This is a genomic window from Erythrobacter sp. 'gip.4 top 5', from assembly GCF_056495765.1.
Map to the genome: position 1 here is coordinate 2,077,183 of NZ_CP200270.1, position 24,388 is coordinate 2,101,570.

The 24,388-nt window shown below is 61.0% G+C and carries 25 protein-coding genes and 1 pseudogene; 13 read left to right on the forward strand and 13 right to left on the reverse strand.

Going from position 1 to position 24,388, the window contains the following annotated elements:
• Positions 1 to 52: 52 nt before the first annotated feature.
• The 5 genes and pseudogenes from ACRANW_RS09990 to ACRANW_RS10010 form a co-directional block, all read left to right on the forward strand.
• Positions 53 to 127 (forward strand): annotated as a pseudogene (locus tag ACRANW_RS09990) (double zinc ribbon domain-containing protein); the annotation flags it as partial.
• A gap of 21 nt (positions 128 to 148) precedes the next feature.
• Positions 149 to 700: a ComF family protein gene (locus tag ACRANW_RS09995; protein ID WP_479433914.1), complete on the forward strand. Its 552-nt coding sequence runs from the start codon at positions 149 to 151 to the stop codon at positions 698 to 700.
• 403 nt (positions 701 to 1,103) lie between these two features.
• Positions 1,104 to 1,499 carry a phosphoribosyl-AMP cyclohydrolase gene (gene hisI / locus ACRANW_RS10000; RefSeq protein ID WP_479431650.1) on the forward strand — a complete coding sequence of 132 codons (396 nt, stop codon included), beginning with the start codon at positions 1,104 to 1,106 and terminating at the stop codon, positions 1,497 to 1,499.
• 31 nt (positions 1,500 to 1,530) lie between these two features.
• Entirely contained in the window at positions 1,531 to 2,016 is a 486-nt protein-coding gene (locus ACRANW_RS10005; protein WP_479431651.1) for a MerR family transcriptional regulator, read from the forward strand.
• 44 nt (positions 2,017 to 2,060) lie between these two features.
• Complete coding sequence (locus ACRANW_RS10010; protein WP_479431652.1) at positions 2,061 to 3,866, forward strand: acyl-CoA dehydrogenase C-terminal domain-containing protein; 1,806 nt, start codon at positions 2,061 to 2,063, stop codon at positions 3,864 to 3,866.
• Positions 3,867 to 3,936: 70 nt separating this feature from the next.
• Here ACRANW_RS10010 and ACRANW_RS10015 read toward each other — a convergent pair whose 3' ends face one another.
• The 5 genes from ACRANW_RS10015 to tyrS all read right to left on the reverse strand — a co-directional run bounded on the left by ACRANW_RS10015 (position 3,937) and on the right by tyrS (position 8,460).
• Positions 3,937 to 4,479, reverse strand: a complete 543-nt coding sequence (locus ACRANW_RS10015) for a hypothetical protein (RefSeq protein WP_479431653.1) — start codon at positions 4,477 to 4,479, stop codon at positions 3,937 to 3,939.
• A gap of 81 nt (positions 4,480 to 4,560) precedes the next feature.
• Positions 4,561 to 5,481: a cysteine synthase A gene (gene cysK / locus ACRANW_RS10020; RefSeq protein WP_479431654.1), complete on the reverse strand. Its 921-nt coding sequence runs from the start codon at positions 5,479 to 5,481 to the stop codon at positions 4,561 to 4,563.
• The gene (locus tag ACRANW_RS10025; RefSeq protein ID WP_479431655.1) at positions 5,478 to 6,695 is read right to left on the reverse strand and encodes an MFS transporter; all 1,218 of its coding nucleotides are present in this window, start codon (positions 6,693 to 6,695) and stop codon (positions 5,478 to 5,480) included. The genes cysK and ACRANW_RS10025 overlap by 4 nt, the downstream gene beginning before the upstream one ends.
• Positions 6,696 to 6,812: 117 nt before the next feature.
• Positions 6,813 to 7,151 carry a PilZ domain-containing protein gene (locus ACRANW_RS10030; RefSeq protein WP_479431656.1) on the reverse strand — a complete coding sequence of 113 codons (339 nt, stop codon included), beginning with the start codon at positions 7,149 to 7,151 and terminating at the stop codon, positions 6,813 to 6,815.
• A 79-nt stretch (positions 7,152 to 7,230) separates the two neighbouring features.
• On the reverse strand, positions 7,231 to 8,460 hold the full coding sequence (tyrS, locus tag ACRANW_RS10035) for a tyrosine--tRNA ligase (protein WP_479431657.1): 1,230 nt from the start codon (positions 8,458 to 8,460) through the stop codon (positions 7,231 to 7,233).
• 89 nt (positions 8,461 to 8,549) lie between these two features.
• Between tyrS and ACRANW_RS10040 the strand changes: the two genes are divergently transcribed.
• Positions 8,550 to 9,053, forward strand: a complete 504-nt coding sequence (locus ACRANW_RS10040) for a DOMON domain-containing protein (protein WP_479431658.1) — start codon at positions 8,550 to 8,552, stop codon at positions 9,051 to 9,053.
• Here ACRANW_RS10040 and ACRANW_RS10045 read toward each other — a convergent pair.
• Complete coding sequence (locus ACRANW_RS10045) at positions 9,050 to 9,535, reverse strand: TspO/MBR family protein (RefSeq protein ID WP_479431659.1); 486 nt, start codon at positions 9,533 to 9,535, stop codon at positions 9,050 to 9,052. The two genes, ACRANW_RS10040 and ACRANW_RS10045, sit on opposite strands and share 4 nt — an antisense overlap.
• 71 nt (positions 9,536 to 9,606) lie before the next feature.
• On the opposite strand from ACRANW_RS10045, the gene ACRANW_RS10050 reads away from it, so the two are divergent.
• On the forward strand, positions 9,607 to 10,803 hold the full coding sequence (locus tag ACRANW_RS10050) for an exo-beta-N-acetylmuramidase NamZ family protein (protein ID WP_479431660.1): 1,197 nt from the start codon (positions 9,607 to 9,609) through the stop codon (positions 10,801 to 10,803).
• Between the two features lie 85 nt (positions 10,804 to 10,888).
• On the forward strand, positions 10,889 to 12,181 hold the full coding sequence (locus ACRANW_RS10055) for a spinster family MFS transporter (protein WP_479431661.1): 1,293 nt from the start codon (positions 10,889 to 10,891) through the stop codon (positions 12,179 to 12,181).
• A gap of 92 nt (positions 12,182 to 12,273) precedes the next feature.
• Here ACRANW_RS10055 and ACRANW_RS10060 read toward each other — a convergent pair whose 3' ends face one another.
• Positions 12,274 to 12,699, reverse strand: coding sequence for a hypothetical protein (locus tag ACRANW_RS10060; protein ID WP_479431662.1), 426 nt, complete (start codon positions 12,697 to 12,699; stop codon positions 12,274 to 12,276).
• Positions 12,700 to 12,726: 27 nt separating this feature from the next.
• Positions 12,727 to 13,911, reverse strand: a complete 1,185-nt coding sequence (locus ACRANW_RS10065) for a vWA domain-containing protein (RefSeq protein ID WP_479431663.1) — start codon at positions 13,909 to 13,911, stop codon at positions 12,727 to 12,729.
• A gap of 134 nt (positions 13,912 to 14,045) precedes the next feature.
• On the opposite strand from ACRANW_RS10065, the gene ACRANW_RS10070 reads away from it, so the two are divergent.
• Positions 14,046 to 15,446, forward strand: a complete 1,401-nt coding sequence (locus ACRANW_RS10070; protein WP_479431664.1) for a methyl-accepting chemotaxis protein — start codon at positions 14,046 to 14,048, stop codon at positions 15,444 to 15,446.
• Positions 15,447 to 15,575: 129 nt separating this feature from the next.
• On the opposite strand, the gene ACRANW_RS10075 is transcribed toward ACRANW_RS10070, so the two are convergent.
• From ACRANW_RS10075 to ACRANW_RS10095, 5 genes are all read right to left on the reverse strand, one after another.
• Positions 15,576 to 16,433 carry an AAA family ATPase gene (locus ACRANW_RS10075; RefSeq protein ID WP_479431665.1) on the reverse strand — a complete coding sequence of 286 codons (858 nt, stop codon included), beginning with the start codon at positions 16,431 to 16,433 and terminating at the stop codon, positions 15,576 to 15,578.
• A gap of 82 nt (positions 16,434 to 16,515) precedes the next feature.
• Positions 16,516 to 17,820: a serine hydrolase gene (locus tag ACRANW_RS10080; protein ID WP_479431666.1), complete on the reverse strand. Its 1,305-nt coding sequence runs from the start codon at positions 17,818 to 17,820 to the stop codon at positions 16,516 to 16,518.
• 30 nt (positions 17,821 to 17,850) lie between these two features.
• The gene (locus ACRANW_RS10085) at positions 17,851 to 18,219 is read right to left on the reverse strand and encodes a hypothetical protein (RefSeq protein ID WP_479431667.1); all 369 of its coding nucleotides are present in this window, start codon (positions 18,217 to 18,219) and stop codon (positions 17,851 to 17,853) included.
• Entirely contained in the window at positions 18,212 to 20,212 is a 2,001-nt protein-coding gene (gene parE / locus ACRANW_RS10090; protein ID WP_479431668.1) for a DNA topoisomerase IV subunit B, read from the reverse strand. Before parE ends, ACRANW_RS10085 begins: the two co-directional genes overlap by 8 nt.
• Before the next feature lie 56 nt (positions 20,213 to 20,268).
• On the reverse strand, positions 20,269 to 21,477 hold the full coding sequence (locus ACRANW_RS10095; RefSeq protein ID WP_479431669.1) for a penicillin-binding protein activator: 1,209 nt from the start codon (positions 21,475 to 21,477) through the stop codon (positions 20,269 to 20,271).
• Between the two features lie 38 nt (positions 21,478 to 21,515).
• Between ACRANW_RS10095 and rsmI the strand changes: the two genes are divergently transcribed.
• Genes rsmI through ACRANW_RS10115 form a run of 4 tightly spaced genes read left to right on the forward strand, consistent with a single transcriptional unit; the run spans position 21,516 to position 24,383 of the window.
• On the forward strand, positions 21,516 to 22,373 hold the full coding sequence (rsmI, locus tag ACRANW_RS10100; RefSeq protein WP_479431670.1) for a 16S rRNA (cytidine(1402)-2'-O)-methyltransferase: 858 nt from the start codon (positions 21,516 to 21,518) through the stop codon (positions 22,371 to 22,373).
• Positions 22,370 to 22,744 (forward strand): YraN family protein, encoded by a 375-nt coding sequence (locus ACRANW_RS10105; protein ID WP_479431671.1) that lies wholly within the window; start codon positions 22,370 to 22,372, stop codon positions 22,742 to 22,744. The genes rsmI and ACRANW_RS10105 overlap by 4 nt, the downstream gene beginning before the upstream one ends.
• A gap of 21 nt (positions 22,745 to 22,765) precedes the next feature.
• Positions 22,766 to 23,734, forward strand: coding sequence for a glutathione synthase (gshB, locus tag ACRANW_RS10110; RefSeq protein ID WP_479431672.1), 969 nt, complete (start codon positions 22,766 to 22,768; stop codon positions 23,732 to 23,734).
• 25 nt (positions 23,735 to 23,759) lie between these two features.
• The gene (locus tag ACRANW_RS10115; RefSeq protein WP_479431673.1) at positions 23,760 to 24,383 is read left to right on the forward strand and encodes a DedA family protein; all 624 of its coding nucleotides are present in this window, start codon (positions 23,760 to 23,762) and stop codon (positions 24,381 to 24,383) included.
• The last annotated feature ends 5 nt before the right edge of the window (positions 24,384 to 24,388 follow it).

Genomic DNA, 24,388 nt, shown 5'->3' on the forward strand with positions numbered 1-24,388 from the left:
TGTTGTGGTGACGGTTTCAGAGTTTGCCAGACAGTTCCTGCCGGTGGTGGATATGCTGTATCCGCCACGCTGCCCTGCCTGCGGCACGGCCATTGCCAGCCAAGATGGGCTATGTACGAGCTGCTGGAGCGCGATTGAAGTTCCCCCTGTGAACGATCAGGGCGGCGGAGCGGTGCCGGTGTACGCTGCGGCGTACTACAATGATATCACGCGGCAACTTGTATTGGCTTACAAGCACGGCGGGAAGATCGCGCTTTCGCGGCTCCTCGCCCGGCTTATGGCAGTGCGCATTCCGGAACGTGCCGCCGGGCAGAGCCTTCCTGTACTGGTGCCAGTGCCGCTTCACCGATGGCGATTGTGGCAGCGTGGCTTCAACCAGGCCGCGCTGTTGGTGCAAGAGCTTGAGCGTATGAAAAAGGGAGAGGCCGAGCTTTCTGCCCTTGTTCGGTATAAGCGCACTCCCAACCTTGGCGCACTTGGTCGCGTGGAGCGCGAAAAGGCGCTCTCCCAGGCGATCAGGATCAATCCAGTGATTGCAGACCACATTAAAGGTCGTGATATCATACTTGTCGATGATGTGCTGACAAGCGGCGCGACGACACGAGCTTGTATCGCCGCCTTGGGCAACGCCGATGTTGCGTCGATCAGCGTCGCATGTTTTGCATTGGCTGATCAGGATCATCGCCTCACCCGCCAGTAAAGCATAACGCCCGAGGCCTTACGACCTCGGGCGCCACGTGACGAGACGGCGTGAACCCACCCTTGCGGGCCGTGGCAACCACCCCCTAACTTGGCTGCCGGGGCTCAATCCCTATCGTTCCATCGGTCGCGCTGGCGCCCCACAGCCAGCCTGCGGCCCGATGACCCCCTGAACTTGGCATCGGGCGATGCCAGTGTTCCGGACGCAAACCCCCTTGCAGAAGTTGTGATAACCCTGTTCCACTGAGTTGCGCCAAGCGGAAGACCAAACCGTGCAATTGCGCACTTTTTGCAGCGAGCTGTTGTGTGCGTGCAACAATCGTCGCAAGAGTTTTAAATTGACGACATTTTTCGCGTGCCGGAAAGCTTCTGGACGCATGTCTAATTCGTAGCTGGAGAAGAGTGTGAACGGGTCAGGTCTCACCACCGTAGAGCGAGAACGGGGCGCTGTGTTTGCGCCGAAATTCGATGCAGCTGGTTTGCTAACAGCAGTGGTGATCGACAATGCTGGCGGCGAGGTGTTGGTAATTGCACACATGAATGCTGACGCGATCGATGCAACATTCAAAAGCGGGAAGGTTCACTTCTGGTCGCGGTCGCGTGAATGCTTGTGGATGAAAGGCGAAAGTTCTGGAAACATTTTAAATGTTGTCGATATCAGGGTCGATTGCGATCAGGATGCGCTGCTGATCAGGGCTAGGCCTGACGGGCCTACGTGCCATACGGGCGCGCACAGCTGCTTTTACCGGCTCGTTGAGGTGGGTGAAGGAAAACCAAAGCTGAAACCCGCCGGAACTTGACGCTCACGTAAACGGAAAGTATGCAGACGACATGGCAAGTGTTTCTGTATCTACGACCGCTTCAAGCGCCCCCGCACACGGTGCAAAGGACGCGAACAACGCACCGCGACGCACTGGCGCGCATCTCGACAGACCGGATGTGTATGAGCGCGAACAGTTCACCATTTCCGATCTGACGACAGAATTTGGCTGCACGGCGCGCGCCTTGCGCTTTTACGAAGATGAGGGGTTAATCAATCCAGCCCGCGTCGGACTGAGCCGCGTTTATTCCAAGCGCGACCGCGCTCGGCTTGCCTGGATCATGCGAGCCAAGAATGTCGGCTTTAGTCTGACGGAAATCCGCGAAATGATCGATCTCTATGATCTTGATGATGGCCGGGTCGAACAGCGTCGCGTGACGATTGCCAAATGCCGCACGCACATTGCCAAACTGAAGGCCCAGCGTGACGATATTGACTCTTCGATCAAGGAACTCACCGATTTTGTGGCGGAAATTGAGAAGCTTGACTTGAGTTGAGCCGATAGCCCAACTTTTCAGACCGTTTACCAAAGGGATATGTGATGCCGACCTATACCGCACCCACCCGCGATACGCGCTTTATCTTGAACGACGTGCTTGATCTTGCGAGCTTCGGCAACCTGCCGGGCTTTGAAAACGCCACGCCCGACATGATCGATACGGTCATCAACGAGGCAGGCAAATTCTGCGCCGAAGTTCTTGCGCCGGTGAACCAGGCAGGTGACGAGCATGGCTGCACCCGTCACGAAGACGGCTCTGTCACCACTCCTCCGGGCTTCAAAGAAGCCTATCAGGCTTACGTCGAAAGCGGTTGGGGCACGCTTGCGCAGCCGGAAGAATTCGGTGGGCAGGGCCTGCCGCATGTGCTCGGCTTCGTGTTGGAGGAGTACAACGGCACCGCCAATCAGGCCTTTGCAATGTATCCCGGTCTGACCGCCGGGGCGATCTCGGCGATCATTGCCAAGGGGTCGGACGAGCAGAAGGCTGCCTTTCTCCCCAAGATGATCTCAGGCGAATGGTCGGGAACCATGAACCTGACCGAGCCGCATTGCGGCACCGATCTGGGCATGATCCGCACCAAGGCTGTGCCGAACGGCGATGGCTCCTATGCGATCACCGGAACCAAGATTTTCATCTCCGCAGGGGAGCATGACCTGACCAGCAACATCATCCATTTGGTGCTGGCCAAGACGCCAGGCGCGCCTGACAGCACGAAGGGCATTTCACTTTTCATCGTGCCCAAATTCACGCTCGATGAGAATGGCGAACCGGCGTCGCGCAACGGCGTGACCTGCGGGTCGATCGAAAGGAAGATGGGCATCCACGGCAATGCGACCTGCCTGCTTAATTATGATGGAGCCACTGGGTATCTGGTGGGCGAAGAAAACAAGGGCCTCGCCGCGATGTTCATCATGATGAATGCCGCACGCCTCGGCGTTGGCATTCAGGGCTATGCCCAAGCTGAAGTCGCTTATCAGAACGCCGTCACTTACGCGCTTGATCGCCGCCAGGGTCGTGCGCTGGGTGGTCCGGCGGAGCCGCAAGCCAAGGCTGATCCGATCTTCGTCCACCCCGATGTGCGCCGGATGTTGATGGACGCCAAGGTGTTTACGGAATCGATGCGGGCTCTGTGCCTATGGGGCGCGCTGCAGGTCGATCTGACTCACAAGGCCCAAACCGAGGAGGAGCGCGAAACCGCGGACCTGCTGATCGGGCTGATGACGCCGGTGATCAAGGGCTACGGCACCGACAAGGGCTATGACATCGCCACCAACATGCAGCAGGTTTATGGCGGGCACGGCTACGTCAAGGAATGGGGCATGGAGCAGTTCGTTCGCGATAGCCGTATTGCCATGATCTACGAAGGCGCCAACGGCGTGCAGGCGATGGATCTGTGTGGCCGCAAGCTGGCGTCTAACGGCGGCAAGGCAATTCAGGCTTTCTTCGCGATGATCGACGAGGAAATCGCTGCGGCCAAGCAGGTTGCCGAATTGAAGGACGTTGCTGAACGGCTTGAGAAGGCGCTGGGCGAACAGAAGGCCGCCACCATGTGGTTCATGCAGAACGCGATGGCGAACCCCAACCACCTGGGCGCCGGCGCGCACCACTACATGCACATCATGGGCATCGTTACGCTCGGCTATTTCTGGCTGAAGATGGCCAAGGTTGCGCTGACCAAGCTGGCGGACGAGCCGGAGGACAAGGCGTTTTATGAAGCCAAACTGGTCTCTGCCAATTACTATGCCGAGCGTTTTTTGCCTGATGCCGGCGCGCTGCGACGCAAGCTTGAGGCGGGCAGCGAATATATGATGAAGCTTCCTGCCGAGGCTTTCGCGACAGCGGCATAGGCGCGCTTCACAAGTGACAGGTAAGGCGGGTCGTTATGCAGTGGCATGGCGGCCCGTTTTCGCATTGTAGCTAGTCGAGCGCGCCCATCATGCGCTGTGAACCGGCTTTGACCTTAAGGCCATTGGCAGGGGCGGCCACCGGGCGCTCCCACAGCGAGGCCGCGTTGCGCGCGACAGGCAGCGGACGCGGCGGCACAGGGCTTGCCGCACGAGGCTGCGCTATAGGCACGGGAGCCGGATTCGGTGCGAACGGCTCCGGCTCGGGTTCGGCGGAAACTGCGACAGGCTCCGGTTCTGGCTCAGGCGCGACTGCAACCGGCGCGGGCGGCGGGATAGCGGCAGCGGGTTCAGGGGCAGGTGGTACCGGTTCCGGTGCCTCTGCCTGAGGGGTAGCTTGCGGCGCAAGAACAGGGACGACGACAGGCGCTTCCTGTTCGACGGCTGAATTGAGGATCTGCTCCGCCACCTCCTCAATCGAACCCACCACCAGCAGCGGTTGCCCGCCGACCATGCCGACGCTGGTCTGGCCGTTCTCGGCGGTCCGCAGCCATGCGATGTTGCTGGCAACGACAAGGTAATTGCCGCCGCGAGAATGGAGTTTGACGAATTTCATGGGCGGCGGTTCCCGAGTAGCTACGCAAAATGGCGCAAATATTCTGCCCTGAACCTAGCCCGCCACGGTTAAGGAATCGCTCTATTCCACCGGCAGGAAGTCCGGCACCGAGAGGTAACGCTCGCCCGTGTCATAGTTGAAGCCCATCACCCGCACGCCCTGCGGCATCTCAGGCAGCTTCTTCGCGATGGCAGCAAGGGTCGCGCCGCTCGAAATCCCGACCAGCATCCCTTCCTCGGACGCTGCGCGGCGCGCCATTTCTTTCGATTCCTCGGCATCAACGGCAATCGCGCCATCAATGGCGTTCGTGTGGAGATTGCCTGGAATGAAGCCCGCACCGATTCCCTGAATGGGGTGAGGGCCGGGTTGACCGCCGCCGATGACTGGCGAGAGTGCAGGCTCCACCCCAAAAGCCTTCATGCCCGGCCAATGTTTTTTCAATTCCTCTGCGCAGCCGGTCAAATGCCCGCCAGTGCCGACCCCGGTGATCATCACATCAATCGGTGAATTGGCAAAGTCGGCAAGAATTTCCTGGGCAGTCGTACGGGCATGGATTGCGGGGTTGGCAGCATTGTCGAACTGGCTCGGCATCCATGCACCGGGGGTTTGCTCGACCAATTCCTGTGCACGCTCGATGGCGCCCTTCATGCCGCGTTCGCGCGGAGTGAGATCGAAACTCGCACCATAGGCGAGCATCAACCGGCGCCGCTCGATCGACATGGATTCGGGCATGACGAGCACCAGCTTGTAACCCTTGACCGCGGCGACCATCGCAAGGCCGATGCCCGTGTTGCCACTAGTCGGCTCGACGATGGTACCGCCCGCAAGGAGCTTGCCCGAAGCTTCCGCATCCTCGACCATCGCCAGCGCGATACGATCCTTGATCGAACCACCAGGGTTCGACCGTTCCGACTTCACCCAAACCTCATGGTCCGGGAACAGCCGTGACAGGCGAATATGCGGTGTGCTGCCAATGGTGGCGAGAATGTTGTCAGCCTTCATGTCGATACCTCTCGTTTGAGCGCAGCTGGCTCGAAGCTCTTGGCGCGGCGCAATTCTGGAAAGTACCACGCCCAGATCAATGTCACGAATATCGCACCCGCGCCGCCGAATACAACCGCGCCGGTCGCTCCCAGGATGGCAGCTGCGAGGCCTGATTGCATTTCGCCAAGTTCGTTCGAAGCGGAGATGGCGAGGCCGGAAATGGCAGAGACACGGCCGCGCCGATCATCGGGTGTGAACAATTGCACTAGCGACGAACGGATGAAGACCGACACCATATCGACCGCACCCATCATCGCCAGAATCGCCAGCGACAGCGCGAAACTGCGCGAAAAGGCGAAAATGATCGTCAAGGCCCCAAAAGCCGCGACCGCCCAGAGCATTTTGACCCCGACTTCGTGCTCAAGCGGACGGAATGACAGGATCAAAGCCACGCTCGCCGCCCCCAGCGCCGGAGCGGCACGCATCAGCCCAAGGCCTTCGGGTCCAACGAACAAAATATCGCGCGCAAATACCGGGAGTAGCGCAGTTGCCCCCGCCAGCAGCACAGCAAAGAGATCAAGCGTGATGCACCCCAGCAAGAACCGTTCACGCCAGACATAAATCATGCCTTCGATGATCTGCTTGAACGGCTTGAGCGGCGGGCCTTCGTGCTTTGCCTTGATCGGACGCACGGTCAGGATCAACACCATCGCACCCGCCAGCATTACGGCGGAAATGGCGTGCGGTAGCCAAATGACCTCTGCATAGATCAACCCGCCGACAGCCGGGCCTGCTACGCTCGCCGTTTGCCATGCGATCGAGGACAAGGCGATGGCACGAGGAAGGAAGGATGGCGGGACGATGTTGGGCGCAATCGCGCTCATCGAAGGGCCGACAAATACCCGCGCTGCGCCATGCATTGCGGCAAGCGTGAACAGCATCGGGATGGTCAAGGCATCTTGCCAGGTCGCAATCGCAAGCGCGACCGCCACACATGCGTCGATGCCATTGGCAAAGGCCGCGACATGGCGCCTGTCAAACCGGTCGGCGGCAAGACCCGCAACAGGCGTGAGCACAAACAAAGGAATAAATTGCACGAGCCCCAGCAGGCCCAGCTGGAACGAGGCTTCAGCCACACTCATCCCGTAATCGTCGCGCGCGACCTCGTAGAGCTGATAGCCAAGGAGAACCACCATCGACATCGTGGCGAAGACCGCCATGAAACGGGCCATCCAATAGCGCCTGTAATCGCCGATCTGAAGCGGAGAGGTTGGTTCAATCACCTGCGCGCCATGGCAGGGCATTGCGCCGCTGCCAAGCAGGGGAAACTTGCGCGGACCAAGATTGCGCTATCGCTGGCGGCGCAGGCGTGGATTGGGTTGCAGTTGGTCGATAATTGTCACGAAATCATCAACTCGGATGATCCGCTCAAACTGGAAGCCTGCACGGTTATCGCGGGTCCAAATGACATAGGCCTCGATCCGGCCGACCACGGGCAGGCGGATGATAATGCGATCCCCGCGCTGCAATTGCTTTGCATCGTCGACCATGAACCCATGCGCCGACAAATTGCAGACGTGCAAATGCAGATCGCCATGCACGAAGTGCTCGACGATCGCGGGGAAATCGACCGGATGCCGCGCTGCACGCCGCAAATCGGTTACGCTGAGATTAGCTCCACCCGTCACGCGATGCGATCCTTCCGTCGGTTTGGGCCCCGATCGGAAATGCAGCACAAAGGCTGACAATTGGTAAAAATGCGGAAGCTTAGTGAAACACCAGTGCGTGACGTTTTTTACCGAGGCTCAGCCTGAGCGTTTCGCCTTTGGCAGGCAGGACAAGATGCGTCGGATCCGTCACTGTTTCCCCATCCAGCTTCACAGCACCTTCGGCCAGTTTGCGCTTGGCTTCGCCGCCTGACGCGGTGAGCCCGATCGCGGTGAGCAGGGCCGCCATGCGCATCCCCTCTGCACCCACGGACAGCGTGGGAAGATCCTCGCCCGCTCCGCTGCCTGCGAAGGTCTCCCGCGCTGTAGCCTCGGCACGGGTCGCGGCTTCGTTGCCGCGCACGAGTTTTGTTACCTCATTGGCGAGAACCGTCTTGGCGGCATTGATTTCAGCGCCTTCAAGAGTATCGAGACGCTTTATCTCATCCAGTGGCAGATCAGTGAACAGCCGCAGGAACTTGCCAACGTCGCGGTCATCGACATTGCGCCAGTACTGCCAGAAATCATACGCGGGGAGTTGGTCCTCATTGAGCCATACCGCGCCGGCCGCCGTCTTTCCCATCTTGGCTCCGTCTGCGGTGGTCAGCAATGGCGTGGTCAAGCCATACAGCTCGGCCCCGTCCATGCGCCTGCCAAGTTCGATCCCGTTGATGATATTGCCCCACTGATCGCTCCCCCCCATCTGCAATCGCACATCACGTGTCCGCGACAAGTACCTGAAATCATAGCCTTGCAGGATCATGTAGTTGAATTCAAGGAAGGTCATCGGCTGTTCGCGATCCAGCCTAAGCTTAACCGAATCGAAGGTCAGCATTCGGTTGATGGTAAAGTGCGTTCCCACCTGCTGCAGCAGTTCGATGTATCCCAGTTGCCCGAGCCAATCGTGATTATTGACCATCACGGCATCGGTCGGCCCGTCGCCGAAGGTCAGGAGCTTGTCGAACACTGTGAAGATCGAGCGAATGTTCGCTTCGATCGTCTCGTCTGTCAGCATTTTGCGGCTTTCGTCACGGCCCGTGGGATCACCGATGCGGGTCGTGCCGCCACCCATGACGATAACAGGTTTGTGCCCGGTCTGCTGAAGGCGGCGCAGCATCATGATCTGCACCAGTGAGCCAATATGGAGCGAAGGCGCAGTGGCATCGAAGCCGATATAGCCAGGCACGATCTGCTTTGCAGCCAAGGCATCAAGCCCGGACGCATCCGTCAATTGGTGGATATAGCCACGCTCGTCGAGCAGGCGGAGGAGAGCGGAATCGTAGGTGTTCATAGCGTGCGCGCTTAACAGCCAGGGTGCAGGACGGGAAGGGACTTGCCCGGCTGCTGGAGCGCAGGCATGAATTGAGGATGCACCCGCTCATGCTTCATCGAACTTGCGATCTTGGCCCCATTCGTGCCGTCACCGCGTCCGTCACCGCGACAGCACAAGGGTGCGAGGTTGAATTTCGTCTCGATGGCCATATCCCGGCCATTTTCTCGCCGCCGAGCGCGCCGACTGAGCGGACGGACAACCTCTGGAAGACCACGTGTTTCGAGGTTTTCTGGCAGCCTATTGGCGGCACATACTACCGCGAGTTCAACCTTTCGCCCTCGGGTCAGTGGGCGGCATATGAGTTCGACTCGTTCCGCGAAGGGATGCGCGATGCGCCTGTGGGGGCCATCGCCATCGCCTGTTCGCACAATGATGATGGACTGGTGTTGAAGGCCAGCATTACCGCTGATCTGCCTGACCCCGCTCAGGTGGCGTTGAACGCCATTGTCGAACATCGCGGCGGGGCTATGCAATTCTGGGCAATGGCGTTCCCGCCCGGCAGGCCCGAATTTCACTCCGAGGCATGCCGGACGTTGATAATCGAGCGTTAAGCTGCGGCCTTTTCGTCACCAAAGGGCGCGTTCAATCGAACGATCATTCCGTTAAGCGCGAAAGCGAAGCTGACCCAGATAAAATAGGGCACGTTGAGCCAGCCCGTGAACCGGTCACCGGTTACGCGGGGCAGGACAACCATCAACGCCGTCACCGAAAGCCACAGAAACAGGTTCTCCGCCAGGGCCCAATCGGGCCGGCGCAGCTTGAAGAACAGCGGCGACCACAGGAAGTTCGCGCCGAACAGACCATAGACGATGAACCGGGCCTCAGGCGACGGGGCGGCCATCATCGCGATGTAGAAACTCCAACCCGACAGGCCGAGGATGATGGTCCAGGCCGGGCCGAACAACCAATCTGGCGGTTGCCAATGCGGCTTTTTCAGCTCGCGGTACCACGGGCCGATATCAGTCAATACGCCGCCCGCGCCCCCCAGAATGATAGCCCACGCGGCTGCGATAAGTGCAGTGTTCCAATCCATGGCTGTCGATATAGCGACGAAATGTGCAAATACCATTGCCATTGATGGCTGCGTGTTCCACCCGTTGCACCATGAAAACAGGTATCGACCGGCTGCTGGCCGACCCCGAACTCCTCCACCAACTCAAAGGGCGCCGCGTTGCGCTGATCGCTCACCCGGCGAGCGTGACAGCAGACCTCACCCACAGTCTCGACGCGCTGATTGCTGCAGGTGTGGAGGTGAATAGCGCCTTTGGCCCCCAGCACGGGCTGAAGGGCGACAAGCAAGACAACATGGTCGAAACCGCGGACGAGATGGACCCGCGCTACGGCATCCCGATTTTCTCGCTCTATGGCGAAGTGCGCCGGCCGACGGGGCAAATGATGTCGAGCGCGGATGTGTTCCTGTTCGACCTGCAGGATCTCGGCTGCCGGATCTACACCTTCGTCACCACGCTGCTTTATCTGCTCGAAGAAGCCGCCAAGGCAGGCAAAGAGGTTTGGGTGCTTGATCGACCCAATCCCGCCGGCCGGCCGGTTGAAGGTACGCTGCTGGTGCCGGGACAGGAAAGTTTTGTTGGCGCTGCCCCAATGCCAATGCGCCACGGTCTGACCATGGGTGAGATGGGCCATTGGTTCATCGAACATTTCAGTCTCGACGTCGCCTACAAGGTTGTGCCGATGGAGCGTTGGCGGCCTGACGATGACGGGTTCGGATGGCCGACGTCACGGTTGTGGATCAACCCTTCGCCCAACGCCGCCAACGTCAATATGGCGCGCTGCTACGCCGGCACTGTCATGCTGGAAGGCTCCACGCTGTCAGAGGGTCGCGGCACGACGCGCCCGCTTGAGGTTCTGTTTGGCGCGCCGGATATTGATGCAGGCGGCGTGCTCAAGGTGATGCGCAAGCTTGCGCCCGATTGGTTGGAGGGATGCGCCCTTCGCGAATGCTGGTTTGAGCCCACCTTTCACAAGCATGCAGGTAAGCTGTGCAATGCTTTGATGATCCATGCGGAAAGCACGTTTTACGATCATGAAGCGTTCAAGCCCTGGCGTCTTCAAGCCCTCGCATTCAAGGCGATCCGGCTGCTTTATCCCGATTACGCCCTGTGGCGTGATTTCGCTTACGAATACGAACATGATCGTCTGGCAATTGACGTCATCAACGGTGGGCCGGCCTTGCGCGAATGGGTCGACAATCCCGCCGCGACACCGGACCAGCTTGACGCCATGACGTCACATGATGAGGCCGCATGGGTTGCCGCAGTGCGGCCGCACCTGCTTTACTGACTGACATCACTTCGACACGAACGCACACAGCCAAATCACCACACAGGATGGCGGAGCAACCGCCACCATTGGGAGAGAGAACACCATGGCAACCACGGCGGACACAGCGTCCCAGTCGCAATCCGTCAGGCTGACCTTGTGGATCCTGCTCACGGTCTACATTTTCAACTTCATCGACCGCCAGATCGTCAATATCCTCGCAGAACCGATCGCGAAGGATTTGAACCTTTCCGACACGCAGATCGGGCTGATGACGGGGCTGGCCTTCGCGCTGTTTTACACGGTTCTGGGCATTCCGATTGCGCGCTTCGCTGACCGCCCGACGACAAGCCGTCCGCGCCTGATCGCCGTTTCGCTGGGCCTGTGGTCGGCGATGACAGCGCTGTGCGGGATGGCTCAGAACTTTGCACAATTGCTGCTGGCCCGCATCGGTGTCGGCGTGGGCGAGGCGGGATGTACACCCCCTGCGCACTCGCTGATCAGTGACATGGTGCCGCCGGCAAAACGCTCCTCAGCGCTGGCGTTTTACTCGCTCGGCATTCCGATTGGCACCTTGCTTGGCATGATCATCGGCGGCACGCTGGCTGACTTTGTGGGCTGGCGCGAGGCTTTCGTGATTGTCGGATTGCCGGGTGTCATTCTCGCGTTCGTGGTCTGGTTCGTGCTGCGCGATCCGCGTCGTAGTGATGCTGCCGCCATCCTGCGCGCAAAGAACCCGGCGCCCGTGCTGCCGATCGGCCAGGCGGTGAGTGAAGTCATGCGTTCACGCGCCTTCGTTCTCCTGCTGTGCGCCGGATCATCGGCGGCATTTCTATCCTACGGTAAGACCACCTGGACCACGATTTTCTTTCAGCGCACGCATAACCTCTCACCAGGTCAGGTGGGGTTATGGTTCGGGCTGCTGGGCGGAGCCGCCGGCATCCTTGGTACATGGGGAGGGGGCTATCTCGCCGACCGCTTCGGCGCCAAGAACCGGCGCCATGTTTTGAGCGCGCCCGCAATCGGGATGGCGTTGGCCGTGCCCTTGGCTATTGCTGCTTATCAGGCGCCGACTTGGCCGTTGGCGCTGGCGCTACTGTTCCTGCCGACCGTGTTCAATTCGCTGTATTACGGCCCGACCTATTCGGCCGCACAAGGCCTCGTTCCACTGCGGGCGAGGGCGATTGCAGCGGCCGCGCTGTTATTCTTCCAGAACCTGATCGGGCTGGGGCTGGGACCGCTGTTCTTCGGGATGCTGTCGGACTGGCTTCAACCGACCTATGGCGAGGACAGCGTGCGCTATGTGCTCTACGGCGCGGCGATGCTAGGATTAGTGCCAGCGTTCTTTTTCTGGCGGTGCAGTTTGCGCCTTGATGAAGAGTTGGACCATAAAGGGTAGTCCGGATTTTGGCTGGCCGCACGGAGCCGGTGTGACGAGCATGTGAGGCCAACAGTCACGCCGCGCGTCTCTAAAGGCGCCGCACTAACAGTCTATTCATCGGCATCGGCGACGTCAGCGGGTATGATGAGTGAAGATTCTTCAGCAGGCGCCGGCAAAGGCCGTATGTCCTGTACATCGCCCTTCATGACCATCACAGCACAGCCATCCTGCCGCCGGTCGACAGCATAGATATGGTAAGGCTTGTCAGGCGAGGCGGGTTCGCGATCGAGCAGCGGTGGCTTGCCTGCATCCTTGCGCGCCTGCGTGATCCGGTCCCGGCATTGCTCGTCTGACGGCGGAGCCTCACTCTGCGCGCGTTCGATAAGCTTAGCTTGCGCCGGGGTGCGCAAATAGGTCGGATTGTCCAGGGGCAGGACGATGCTCTCGGTTGCGTCCGAAATGGGCATGGCGGGTTCATCAGCGTTGGTTGCGCCCATAAGTGCCAAAGCGGTAGCTGGTAGAATGATCATTCGCATCACGTCTCTCCTCTCCTCGGTCGTCGTCTAAGCTCCGTGCTTCCGGCTCAGCTCCCGCATCGCATCATCCAGACCATCCAAAGTCAGGGGATACATCCGGTCACCCACCAGCTGCTTGATCATCTTGGTCGACTGCGAATAGTTCCACTGCTTTTCCGGCACCGGGTTGAGCCACACGGTGGCAGGATAGGTGTTGGCCACGCGCTGCAGCCACACCGCGCCCGCTTCCTCGTTCATGTGCTCCACGCTGCCGCCCGGATGGGTGACCTCGTAAGGGCTCATCGCCGCATCGCCGACAAAGACGATCTTGTAATCATGGCCATATTTGTGGAGCACGTCCCAGGTCTTGGTGCGTTCCTGCCAGCGGCGCTTGTTATCCTTCCACACGCCTTCGTACAGGCAGTTGTGGAAGTAGAAGAACTCCATGTTCTTGAACTCGGTCGTCGCGGCGCTGAACAGCTCTTCGACCAGCTTGATGAAGGGATCCATTGATCCGCCGACATCGAGGAACAAGAGCAGCTTCACCGCATTGCGACGTTCGGCGCGCATGTGGATGTCGAGCCAGCCCTGCTTGGCCGTGCCCTTGATCGTGGCGTCAATATCCAGCTGATCCTGCGCGCCTTCGCGGGCGAAACGCCTGAGCCGCCGCAGTGCCATCTTGATGTTGCGGGTGCCAAGCTCCTTGGTGTTATCGAGGTTCTTGAACTCGCGCTTTTCCCAGACCTTGATTGCCTTGCCGTGGCGGGACTCGCCGCCGATGCGTACGCCTTCGGGGTTGTAGCCATTGTTGCCAAAGGGGCTGGTGCCACCGGTGCCGACCCACTTGTTGCCGCCCTGGTGGCGCTTTTCCTGTTCTTCGAGCCGCTTTTTCAGCGTCTCCATAATCTCATCCCAATCGCCGAGCGACTTGATGGCTTCCATTTCCTCGGGCGTCAGGAATTTCTCGGCAACCGCTTTCAGCCAGTCTTCGGGGATGTCGACGGGGTTCTGGCCGTAATCGGACATGATCCCCTTGAACACCTTGTGGAACACCTGATCGAACCGGTCGAGCAGGCCTTCGTCTTTCACGAAGGTGGCGCGGCTGAGGTAATAAAACGCCTCGGGCGTCTGGTCGATTACGTCGCGGTCGAGCGCCTCGAGCAGGGTGAGGTGCTCCTTGAAGCTGGCCTTGATCCCGGCCGCTCGCAGCTCGTCGATGAAGTTGAAGAACATGGACCTACGTTTAACCCGCGGCTGTCGGCCTGACCAGTCCCCAATCTAGCGAGGGGTTGCTGGCGCCCTTTACGCTTCGCTTACCATCTTCGCGCTAGATGGGGCTCGCACGCAATAAAGGGTCGCCTCCGCACATGAACCAGCTCGCCATCAACACCGCCAATGCCCATGCTTTGGGGATGATCCCGGAAAGCTGCGGCGCGGTCACGGTGGGCTGCACCGATGTGGCGGGCGTGGTCGAAGCGGTGATTGCCTCATCCAAGACATTACGTTCAGAGCATGAGGCACTGGCGGAAACTGTGCGCGCGCTCGAAACCGATCAGAGCAAGGTGGCCCAAGCGAGCGACGAGGCCCGGCTGTTGTCAGAGCGCGCCATCGAGCGCCTGTCTGAAGGGACTGCGCTGATCCAGTCCTCGCTCGGCCAGATCGCATCGCTGATCGAATTGGTCGACACGCTCGGCCAGCACGTCACCAGCTTTTCTGCCGCAATGGAGCAGGTGCGCCGATCGGCGCAGGACATCGACAATATCGCTGAAACGACCAACATCCTCGCGCTCAATGCCACGATCGAGGCCATGCGGGCAGGGGATGCGGGACGGACGTTTGCCGTGGTTGCCGCTGAAGTCAAAAGCCTCGCCAATGACACGCGCAAAGCGACGGAAGAGATTGCGGCCACTATCGATGCGCTGGGCGGTGAAGCGGAAGTCATGATCGGACGAATCGAAACCGGCGCCAAGGCCAGCGGCGATGCCCGCGCCTCGGTCGCGCAGATCGAAAGCACGATCACCAATGTCGGCACGCTGGTGGAAGAGGTGGACAAGCAAAACGATGTCATCGCCCGGTCAACCGGCACCATCAGCAGTCACGTCGACAAGGTGCAGCGGGTGCTGACCGGTTTCGATATTGCCGCGCGCAGCAACGAAGACCAGCTTCACGGCGCCCATCGCAAGATGGAAGAGCTGGAAATCACCGCTTCGGAAATGTTCGACCGGATTGTCAACGCAGGCCTCAGCCCCGAAGACAGCGCGATGGTGGCCCAGGCGCAGGCGATGATGCAGGAAATCTCAGCCCATACCGAAGCCGCGCTGGCGCGGGGCGCGGTCACGGTGTCGGCGCTGTTCGATACCGAATACCAGCCCGTACCCGGCACCAATCCGCAGCTTTTCCGCACCCGCCTGACCGATTGGGCCCATGCCGAATGGCGCCCCTTCCTCGACCGCGCGAGGGCGAGCGATCCCCGCGTTCTGGCCGCCGCCTGCACCGACATGAACGGCTTTTTGCCGACCCACCTGACCGACCGGTCCCGCACCCCGACAGGGGACATCAATCACGACACGCAATTTTGCCGCAACGGGCGCATCATGCTCGAAGCCATCGACCGCAAGGCCAAGGTGTCAAACGCCCCCTACATGATGGCGGTCTATCGCCAGGAGGGCGATGGGCAGACCTATCACGTGGTCCGCAACGTCTATGTCCCGCTGATCATCGGCGGGCGGCGCTGGGGCGATTTCGAGCTGGCGTATAGCTTCGATTGATCTGGCAGCGTTCGGCCCATGTTCCACGTGAAACACAGGCCAAACGCGCCTCTAGAACGACCTAAGGGGGGGCAAGCGCGACCTAGGAGGGGTCTAGATTGACCTAGACCGGCTCAAAAACCGCCTGCCTCAGCCCGGATTGCGCCGCGCCATGAAGGCGAGCCGTTCAAACAGCATGATGTCCTGCTCGTTCTTCAGCAGCGCGCCATGCAGCGGCGGGATCGCGCTGGCCGGGTTGCTGTTTTGCAAAACCTCCAGCGGCATATCCTCGTTCAGCAGCAGCTTGAGCCAGTCGAGCAATTCGCTGGTCGAGGGCTTCTTCTTCAGGCCGGGCACTTCGCGCAAGTCGTAGAAGATATCCATCGCCTTCTTGACCAGGATCTTCTGGATGCCGGGGAAGTGCACATCGATGATCTCCTGCATCGTGTCACGATCCGGGAACTTGATATAATGGAAAAAACACCGGCGTAGGAAAGCGTCGGGCAGTTCTTTTTCGTTGTTCGACGTGATGACGACGATCGGGCGTTCCTTGGCCTCGATCCGCTCCTGTGTTTCGTAAACGTCGAAGCTCATGCGGTCGAGCTCCTGCAACAGGTCGTTGGGAAACTCGATATCGGCCTTGTCGATTTCGTCGATCAGCAGCACGGGAAGCTGAGGCGCAGTGAAGGCTTCCCACAGTTTGCCTTTCTTGATGTAGTTGCGGATGTCGTGGACGCGTTCCTCGCCCAGCTGGCCGTCGCGCAGGCGGGCGACCGCATCATATTCATACAGGCCCTGATGCGCCTTGGTGGTGGACTTGACGTTCCATTCGATCAGCGGGGCGCCCAGCGCCTTGGAAATCTCATGCGCCAGCACGGTCTTGCCGGTGCCCGGTTCGCCCTTCACCAGCAAGGGGCGGCGCAGCATCACGGCGGCATTGACCGCGACCTTGAGGTCTTCGGTCGCAATATAGGCCTTGGTGCCTTCGAAACGCTGTTGATCGGACATCGGGTTTCCTTGTGAGACTGATCCTTATGCCGAAGCGATAAGGAACCCCCGGCAGTGACGCAAGGGGGTGGCGGATGGGCCTTCAGCGCGCCAGCAGCAAAATCCGCTGGGAGAGCGCTTGCAGTTTGCCTTCATCAAGCACCGCATCCGCGTTGTTCCAGCCCAGCGTCAGCACATGATCGCGCCCCGCCTTGTCGGTAAGCAGCCACGTCAGATTGAGCACGCCGGGTTCGCTGCCGCCCTTGTAGCCGATATAGTCCCAATTGGCCTTTATCTCCTGCGTTGCCGAAGGATTGATCGCCATGATGTCGAATAGTTTGGCGTCAGCAGTGCGGCGCATATGGGCGAACAGCTTTGCAAGGTCTGCCGGCGAGGCGAACCATTCAATGTCGAGCGCCTTGGGCCCATTACCAAAGGCGGCATTGATCTGATCGAGCGAGGGGTCTTCCAAAGACAGTGCAGATGCGACATCCGCCATCGACGCAGCGATACCACTGCGCCAGGCCGCTCTCGTTTCATCATCACTGGCTTTGAGAAGAAACAATTCGCGCGTGGTCAGAAACGGATCGTTAGCGCCCGGATCGCTATGGCCACTATCCCCCATCAGCTTGAGAATGCGATCCTGACCAAGCACCTTTATCAGTTGGTCGGTCGCGGTGTTGTCACTGATCGAAATCATCAGGCTGGCGAGCGTGTGCAGTGTCACCGGCGCGCTCTTGGGCCAGTCCTGCAACTGGCCGCTGGGATAGCTTTTCTCGGTCAGCGGCACGACATCGGTCCATTGCCGGCGCCCGGCCCTCACGTCTTCAGCCAGCGCGGCGAGGACATAGAGCTTGAAGGTTGATCCCAGCGCGAGGGACGTGTCCGTACCCATGCTGATAACCGGTTCGCCGCCATCGAGCGGGCCGAACCATGCGGCGACGCTTCCCGGCAGCGCGGCAAGATCGGCGGCAATTTTTTCCGCTGTATCGTCAGCGATCACAAGCGCCTCGACCGAGGTGAAGCGTAATTCGTTGATCCGGTGGTCCTGCGCCGGATCAATGGCAATCCCGCCTTTGGCAATGCCGCGTGCGAACCGGATTTCCAGGGTGGCGCGCGTGCCGTCGCGCGGGGCGAGCAGAGCGACAGCCTCGGCTGAGCCGAATTGCGCGGTCAGGCTGGCGCTCAGCGCCTTGATCTGTGCATCGGCCACGGCGGCGCGGAAGCCGGGTGTGAAAATATCGGCGGGCTCCACTTTGCTGTTCAGCAAAGCCACAACCTGATCGGCGCGCGTCTCCATCGGGCTGATTTGGGCGGTCATGGTTGGCTCTTCCTGCTGCGCCGCTGCCGGTCCGCCAGAAAGGGTGGTGGTCACAAGGGCAAGCGCAAGCAAGGCGGTGCGGATCATGGTGTGGTCACTCCATCGCAGGCAAAAGGTCTAACCCCGCGCCGCCGCGCCCAGGCAGACGAAGGCGAGCTGTCCCGCCAGCATCAACGCGGTGGCGACCTGCCAGCCTTGGCCGGCATCCTTCATCCCCCGCTCCCACGTCCATGAGGCAAGACCCACCGTCACAGCCACAGACAGCCCGATTGTCACCCAACCGGGCCGGTTGATCAGCACCACGAAAAGCGCAAACAGCGCCCCCATCTGCGCCAGCAGCGCGCCTGCAAACCACGCGATCGGGATGGGGCGATAGGACGCGTCCGGCATGATTGAATCCGGCAAGGCGCTGTCCGGGCGAGACACGCGCCGGTCGCCCGCCATGATGTCTTCTTTGCGCGGATCGGGATACTGGCGGTCAGGCATCAATCAGATCGCGGTCAATCTCGCCGGCGCGGTTCTGGATGAAATTGAAACGGTGTTCGGGGTTGCGGCCCATCAGCTCGTCCACCAGACGCGCCACGCCGGCCCGGCCTTCAAACTCCTGTGGCAGGGTGATGCGGATCAGCCCGCGGGTTTCGGGCGCCATCGTGGTTTCGCGCAATTGCTGCGGGTTCATCTCACCCAGGCCCTTGAAGCGGGCGATCTCGACCTTCTTGCCCTTGAACACGGTCGCTTCCAGCTGCGTCCGCGCAGCCTCGTCACGGGCATAGCGGCTCTCCTTGCCCGCGGTCAGCCGATAGAGCGGCGGCTGGGCCAGAAACAGATGACCCTTGCGCACAATGTCAGGCATTTCCTGAAAGAAGAACGTCATCAGCAGCGTGGCGATGTGCGCACCGTCCACGTCCGCGTCGGTCATGATGATGATGCGGTCATACCGCAGATGGGCGGCATCACAGTCCTTGCGGGTGCCGCAGCCGAGCGCCAGCGCCAGATCGGCGATTTCGCTGTTGGCGCGGATCTTGTCGGCAGTGGCGCTCGCGACGTTGAGGATCTTGCCCCGGATCGGCAGGATCGCCTGGCTCTTGCGATCGCGTGCCTGCTTGGCGCTGCCGCCCGCGCTGTCGCCTTCGACGATGAACAGTTCGGTTTCGCGGGTCCCTTCGCCGCTGCAATCGGTCAGCTTGCCCGGCAGGCGCAGTTTCTTGGCGTTGGTCGCCGTCTTGCGCTTGATCTCGCGCTCGGCTTTCCGCTTCAAGCGCTCATCCATGCGCTCCATCACTTCGCCCAGCAGCGCCTTGCCGCGGTCCATATTGTCAGTGAGGAACAAGTCGAACTGGTCGCGCACCGCGTTTTCGACAATGCGGGCGGCCTCGGGCGAGGTCAGGCGGTCTTTGGTCTGCGACTGGAACTGCGGATCGCGGATGAAGACGGACAGCATCACTTCTGCGCCCGTCATCACGTCATCGGCGGTCAGATCCTTGGCCTTCTTGGCGCCGACCAGTTCTCCGAAGGCACGAAGGCCGCGGGTCAGCGCGGTGCGCAAGCCTTGTTCGTGGGTGCCGCCATCGGGCGTGGGCACGGTGTTGCAATACCAGCTTGTCGCCCCGTCGGAATAAAGCGGCCAGGCAATCGCCCATTCGACCCGGCCTTGGCCTAGCCCGTCGATCTGCGGAAACTCCTGCATCCCGGTGAAGGGCTGCGCGGTGACACATTCGCGCGCGCCAATCTGTTCGGCCAAGTGATCGGCAAGGCCGCCGGGGAACTTGAAGGTCGCCTCGGCAGGCACGTCCTCGCTCGCCAGCGAGGCGGCGCATTTCCAGCGGATCTCCACGCCGGCAAACAGGTAAGCCTTTGACCGTGCCAGCTTGAACAACCGCTTGGGATTGAACTTGCGATCGCCGAAAATCTCCTCGTCGGGGACGAAGCTGACCGTGGTACCGCGCCGGTTGGGCGTGGGGCCGAGATTCTGGATCTTGCCTTGCGTGATCCCGCGGGAGAACTCCTGCGCGTAGAGCTGCTTGTCCCGCGCCACTTCCACCCGCGTATGGACAGACAGCGCATTGACCACGCTGATACCCACGCCGTGCAGCCCGCCGCTGGTGGCGTAGGCCTTGCCTGAAAACTTGCCGCCCGAGTGCAGCGTCGACAGGATCACTTCCAGCGTCGATTTGCCCGGAAACTTGGGATGCTCGTCAACCGGAATGCCGCGGCCATTATCCGCGATGCTGAGGCGGTTGCCTTCTTCCAGCTTCACTTCGATCCGCGTCGCATGACCCGCCACTGCTTCGTCCATCGCATTGTCGAGCACTTCGGCGGCGAGGTGATGAAAGGCGCGGTCATCCGTGCCGCCGATATACATGCCGGGGCGACGGCGGACCGGTTCCAGCCCTTCAAGCACCTCGATCGACGCGGCGTTGTAATCACCGCTCGATGTGGGGGTATTGGCGAAGAGATCTTCGGGGGTGGTATCAGCCATGGGCGGGTTATAAGCTCTCAGCGCACGCCCTCACAAGCCACCCCCGGTTGTTTTACTCAACGACCGAAACCAGTTGGAGCCGGATCGACCGATGTGATCTCGCCGCCGCGCACTTCGCGCACCTCAAGCGCGCGTTCCACCACGCCGTTGCGGCCAAAACGGAACGCGCCATCGACGCCCAGGAAACCGCCCCGGTCATAAAGTTCACCCTTGGGAAAGGGCGTGCCGACTTTCCAATCGCGCGCAACGCGCAAGGTCAGCAGCACCGCGTCATAACCCAGCGTCGCTGCCCGATACGGCTGTCCGCCGAAGCGTGCGGCATAGCTTTCGGCAAAGCGCCGGTAGCGCTGGTCCGAAACGGCCGCGAACAGCGCGCCATCCATTGCCGGTGCGCGGGCGAGGGTCGCATCGCCGCTCCACAAGTCGGTGCCGAGGATCCGCGCACGGTTGCGCGCGCCCCGTTGCAATTCGTCCGCCGCATCAATAGTCAGCCTTGCGCTGTCGGCGATCAGCACGGTGTCATAGCCGCCTGCCGCCCGCAGCCGCGCTGCTGCGCTGACGATCGAGGTGTTGCCGCGGGCATAGGTCTGCCTGCCAGCAATCGCGCCGCCATAATCGCGCAACGCGTTCTCCAAGGCTGAGACAGCGCGCGTGCCGTAGTCCCCTTCTGGTGCCAGCACGGCAAAGCGTGTCGCGCCGCGACCGCGCGCGAATTCGACCGAGCGGCGGATCGATTGTTCGGGCATGTGACCAATCACGAACACATCCGGACTGGCGACCGAAGGATCATTGGCAAAGGCGATGACCGGCACTCCGACAGGCCGCGCCGCCGCCTGCACCGCAGGCACGGCGTCAGCGGTGAGCGGTCCCAGGATCAGCGCATTGCCATCGGCAACTGCTTTGCGCGCCGCTGTCGCGATACCGGAGGAGGTGTCGTAGGTGGTGATCCGCAGATTATCGGCGGAGGTATCCAACAGCGCCATGGTGGTCGCATTGGCAATGGCCTGACCAACCGCGCCGGTATCGCCTGTCATCGGTACTAGCAGTGCAATGCGGTGGCGGCCGGTATCGGTCGGCAGCGCCGTTGCGGACGGTTCAGGCGCAGGCGCGGGTGGCAAAGCCGGGCGCGCCACATCGCCTTTCGGGATCACCTGACAGCCCGCCGCCAGCATCGCCGCACCAGCAAGCGCAAGATTACGCCCCGTCAGCCAGCCCGCCGCAGACCCAAGGCCTGCCGCCCAATCCCATGTGTTCGAAAGCTTCATTCTTGCCGACCCCTCAGTCGTGCTCCATGGACGTGGCGATGACCGTGGAGCTTCCATCACTTCCCGCAAACATTCCCGAGGCGGGGCTGTATATCGTCGCCACGCCGATTGGCAATCTTGGCGACATCACATTGCGGGCATTGCATGTCTTACAAGGCGCTGCCGTGATCGCCTGCGAGGATACGCGGGTCACAGGCAAGCTGTTGAAACATTACGGGATCAAGGCGCGGCTCCAGCGGCTTGACGATCATGCCCCGCCCGAAGTGCGCGCCCGGATCATCGACGAAGCGAGGGGGGCGCCGGTTGCGCTGGTTAGCGATGCGGGCACGCCGCTGATCTCCGACCCCGGCTACCGACTGGTGCGCGAAGCCCGCGACGCCGGGATCAACGTCATCAGCATCCCCGGCCCCTGCGCCGCCGTATCGGCGCTGTCGATCGCTGGTCTGCCCAGCGATCGCTTCCTGTTTGCAGGCTTCTTGCCGGCCAAGGACAAGGCGCGGGGCGAAACACTGGCAGGGTTGGCTCCTGTCGCGGCGACGCTGGTGTTCTATGAAACCGCGCCGCGGCTTGAACGCTCTTTGCTTGCCATTGCCGAATTGTGGCCGGACCGCGAAGTCGCCGTCGCGCGCGAATTGACCAAGATGCACGAAGAATGCCGGTCTGGCACCGCTTCCAGCCTTGCTGCGCATTACGCCGCGCACCCACCCAAGGGAGAAATCGTGCTGCTGATCGGCCCGCCGACCGAGGCCGAGGCTCCGGTTCTGGATGCCGATGAGATGCTGCGCGCCGCACTGGCCGATGCCGGGCCGGGCAAGGCGGCGGGCATCGTGTCCAAGGCGACCGGGATCGACCGCGCGACGCTGTATTCTCGCGCTCTGGAATTGAAGGGCGAATGAACCCGCGCACGCCCAGGCAACGGCAAGAGGCTGACCGGCGCGGACGCGAAGGCGAGGCCGAGGCGGCGATGTTCCTGGCCCAGCAAGGCTGGCGCATCGTGGCTGAACGCGTCAAGACCAAAGCGGGCGAAATCGATCTTATCGCCAAGCGCACCGGGCTTGTCGCCTTTGTCGAAGTCAAATGGCGCGCGCGTGCCGCCAGTCTGGGCGATGCCATCGACGAACGCCGCCTTGCCCGCGTGGCCGCAGCGGTCGCCATCGTGTGGCAGGATTACGCGACGAACGGCGAAGACATCCGCATCGACGTGATCCTGCTTGCGCCCGGCCACAAGCCGACCCACATCGAAAATGCCTGGATGCCCTTCGGCTGATCCCCCCACGGAGTTGAACCCATGACCTTGCGCGTCGCTGTCCAGATGGACCCCATCGACACCATCAATATCGCAGGCGACAGCTCCTTTGCGCTGATGCTGGCCGCGCAGGCACGCGGCCATGCGCTGTATGAATATCACGTCGAAAGCCTGACGCTTGACGCAGAGGATCGCCTGTTCGCCCATGCTTACCCGGTCACGGTGCAGCGCGTTGTGGGCGATCATTTCACCCGCAGGGAACAGGCTCGGCTCGATCTTGGCAAGGATATCGATGTGGTGCTGATGCGGCAGGATCCGCCGTTTCACATGGGCTACATCACCGCCACGCATATGCTCGAACGGATCAGCGATGAAACGCTGGTGGTCAACGATCCCGCGAATGTCCGCAATGCGCCCGAAAAGGTAATGGTGCTGAACTACCGCCAGTTCATGCCACCCACTCTCGTGACGCGCTCGGTGGACGAAGTGCGGCGCTTCATGGCGCAGCATGGCGCGATTGTGGTCAAACCGATCCACGGCAATGGCGGCAAGGCGATTTTCCGCATTGGCGAAAATGCCGAAAATCTCACGGCGCTGTTCGAGGTGTTCAACCAGACCTGGCCCGAACCGCACATGGTCCAGCCTTTCCTTCCCGAAGTGGCCGAGGGCGACAAACGCATCGTACTGATCGATGGCGAAGTAGCAGGCGCAATCAACCGCGTGCCGGGAGAAGGCGAGTTCCGCTCCAACTTGGCGATGGGCGGATCGGCGCAGGCGACCCAGTTGACGCCGCGCGAAAGCGAGATTTGCGCGGCGCTCGGCCCGGATCTGAAACGGCTCGGCCTCACCTTTGTTGGCATCGACGTGATCGGCGGTAAATGGCTGACGGAAATCAACGTGACCTCACCCACCGGCATCGTGGCAATTGACCGCTTCAACAACACTGATACGGCGGGCATGATCTGGGATGCGATCGAACGGCGACTGGCCGAACGTCGCACCGCCGCCTGACCCATCAATCGGAATAGCCGCATCCATGACCGAATTCCTGCTCGAACTGCTCAACAAAGGCGGCTATTTCGGCATTTTCCTGCTGATGATGGCCGAAAATGTGTTCCCGCCGATCCCGTCCGAGGTGATTATGGGCGGGGCCGGCGTGCTGGTTGCACGGGGCGAAATGACCTTCGGCGCGGTCTGGATCGTCGCCACGCTGGGCACGGTAGTCGGCAACCTGTTCTGGTACTGGATCGGCGGGCGCTGGAGCGAGGAACAGCTCAAGGCGATCATCGACCGTTGGGGCCGCTGGCTGACGTTCGAGTGGGACGAATTCACCAAAGCGCGCAATATCTTCCGCAAGTACGGTGATGGGATTGTCTTTGCCCTGCGGTTCTCCCCGATCTTGCGCACTATCGTTTCGCTGCCGGCCGGATTGGCGCACATGAAGCTGTGGCGCTTTTGCCTGTTTACCTTCCTTGGCTCGGGCGTATGGAACGCGATCCTGATCTTCGGCGGGAAGGCCATCGAACCGCTGGTCGAACGGTTTGAAAGTTTCGCGGGTTACGGGATCGTCGTCTTCGTGCTCGCAGGCGTAGCATTCTACGTTTACCGCGTGGTCACATGGAAGCCTGTGAAAGCGCATGAGGCGGATGATCGAGCCTGAGGCCT

Bases quoted from the DNA above. Each gene is read 5' to 3' on its own strand.
- ACRANW_RS10005 (WP_479431651.1), top strand. From the start codon at position 1,531: ATGGCAAGTGTTTCTGTATCTACGACCGCTTCAAGCGCCCCCGCACAC.
- ACRANW_RS10010 (WP_479431652.1), top strand. From the start codon at position 2,061: ATGCCGACCTATACCGCACCCACCCGCGATACGCGCTTTATCTTGAAC.
- ACRANW_RS10015 (WP_479431653.1), bottom strand. From the start codon at position 4,479: ATGAAATTCGTCAAACTCCATTCTCGCGGCGGCAATTACCTTGTCGTT.
- cysK (WP_479431654.1), bottom strand. From the start codon at position 5,481: ATGAAGGCTGACAACATTCTCGCCACCATTGGCAGCACACCGCATATT.
- ACRANW_RS10025 (WP_479431655.1), bottom strand. From the start codon at position 6,695: ATGGCCCGTTTCATGGCGGTCTTCGCCACGATGTCGATGGTGGTTCTC.
- tyrS (WP_479431657.1), bottom strand. From the start codon at position 8,460: ATGAACACCTACGATTCCGCTCTCCTCCGCCTGCTCGACGAGCGTGGC.
- ACRANW_RS10040 (WP_479431658.1), top strand. From the start codon at position 8,550: ATGCTTCATCGAACTTGCGATCTTGGCCCCATTCGTGCCGTCACCGCG.
- ACRANW_RS10045 (WP_479431659.1), bottom strand. From the start codon at position 9,535: ATGGATTGGAACACTGCACTTATCGCAGCCGCGTGGGCTATCATTCTG.
- ACRANW_RS10050 (WP_479431660.1), top strand. From the start codon at position 9,607: ATGAAAACAGGTATCGACCGGCTGCTGGCCGACCCCGAACTCCTCCAC.
- ACRANW_RS10055 (WP_479431661.1), top strand. From the start codon at position 10,889: ATGGCAACCACGGCGGACACAGCGTCCCAGTCGCAATCCGTCAGGCTG.
- ACRANW_RS10060 (WP_479431662.1), bottom strand. From the start codon at position 12,699: ATGCGAATGATCATTCTACCAGCTACCGCTTTGGCACTTATGGGCGCA.
- ACRANW_RS10065 (WP_479431663.1), bottom strand. From the start codon at position 13,911: ATGTTCTTCAACTTCATCGACGAGCTGCGAGCGGCCGGGATCAAGGCC.
- ACRANW_RS10070 (WP_479431664.1), top strand. From the start codon at position 14,046: ATGAACCAGCTCGCCATCAACACCGCCAATGCCCATGCTTTGGGGATG.
- ACRANW_RS10075 (WP_479431665.1), bottom strand. From the start codon at position 16,433: ATGTCCGATCAACAGCGTTTCGAAGGCACCAAGGCCTATATTGCGACC.
- ACRANW_RS10080 (WP_479431666.1), bottom strand. From the start codon at position 17,820: ATGATCCGCACCGCCTTGCTTGCGCTTGCCCTTGTGACCACCACCCTT.
- ACRANW_RS10085 (WP_479431667.1), bottom strand. From the start codon at position 18,219: ATGCCTGACCGCCAGTATCCCGATCCGCGCAAAGAAGACATCATGGCG.
- parE (WP_479431668.1), bottom strand. From the start codon at position 20,212: ATGGCTGATACCACCCCCGAAGATCTCTTCGCCAATACCCCCACATCG.
- ACRANW_RS10095 (WP_479431669.1), bottom strand. From the start codon at position 21,477: ATGAAGCTTTCGAACACATGGGATTGGGCGGCAGGCCTTGGGTCTGCG.
- rsmI (WP_479431670.1), top strand. From the start codon at position 21,516: ATGACCGTGGAGCTTCCATCACTTCCCGCAAACATTCCCGAGGCGGGG.
- ACRANW_RS10105 (WP_479431671.1), top strand. From the start codon at position 22,370: ATGAACCCGCGCACGCCCAGGCAACGGCAAGAGGCTGACCGGCGCGGA.
- gshB (WP_479431672.1), top strand. From the start codon at position 22,766: ATGACCTTGCGCGTCGCTGTCCAGATGGACCCCATCGACACCATCAAT.
- ACRANW_RS10115 (WP_479431673.1), top strand. From the start codon at position 23,760: ATGACCGAATTCCTGCTCGAACTGCTCAACAAAGGCGGCTATTTCGGC.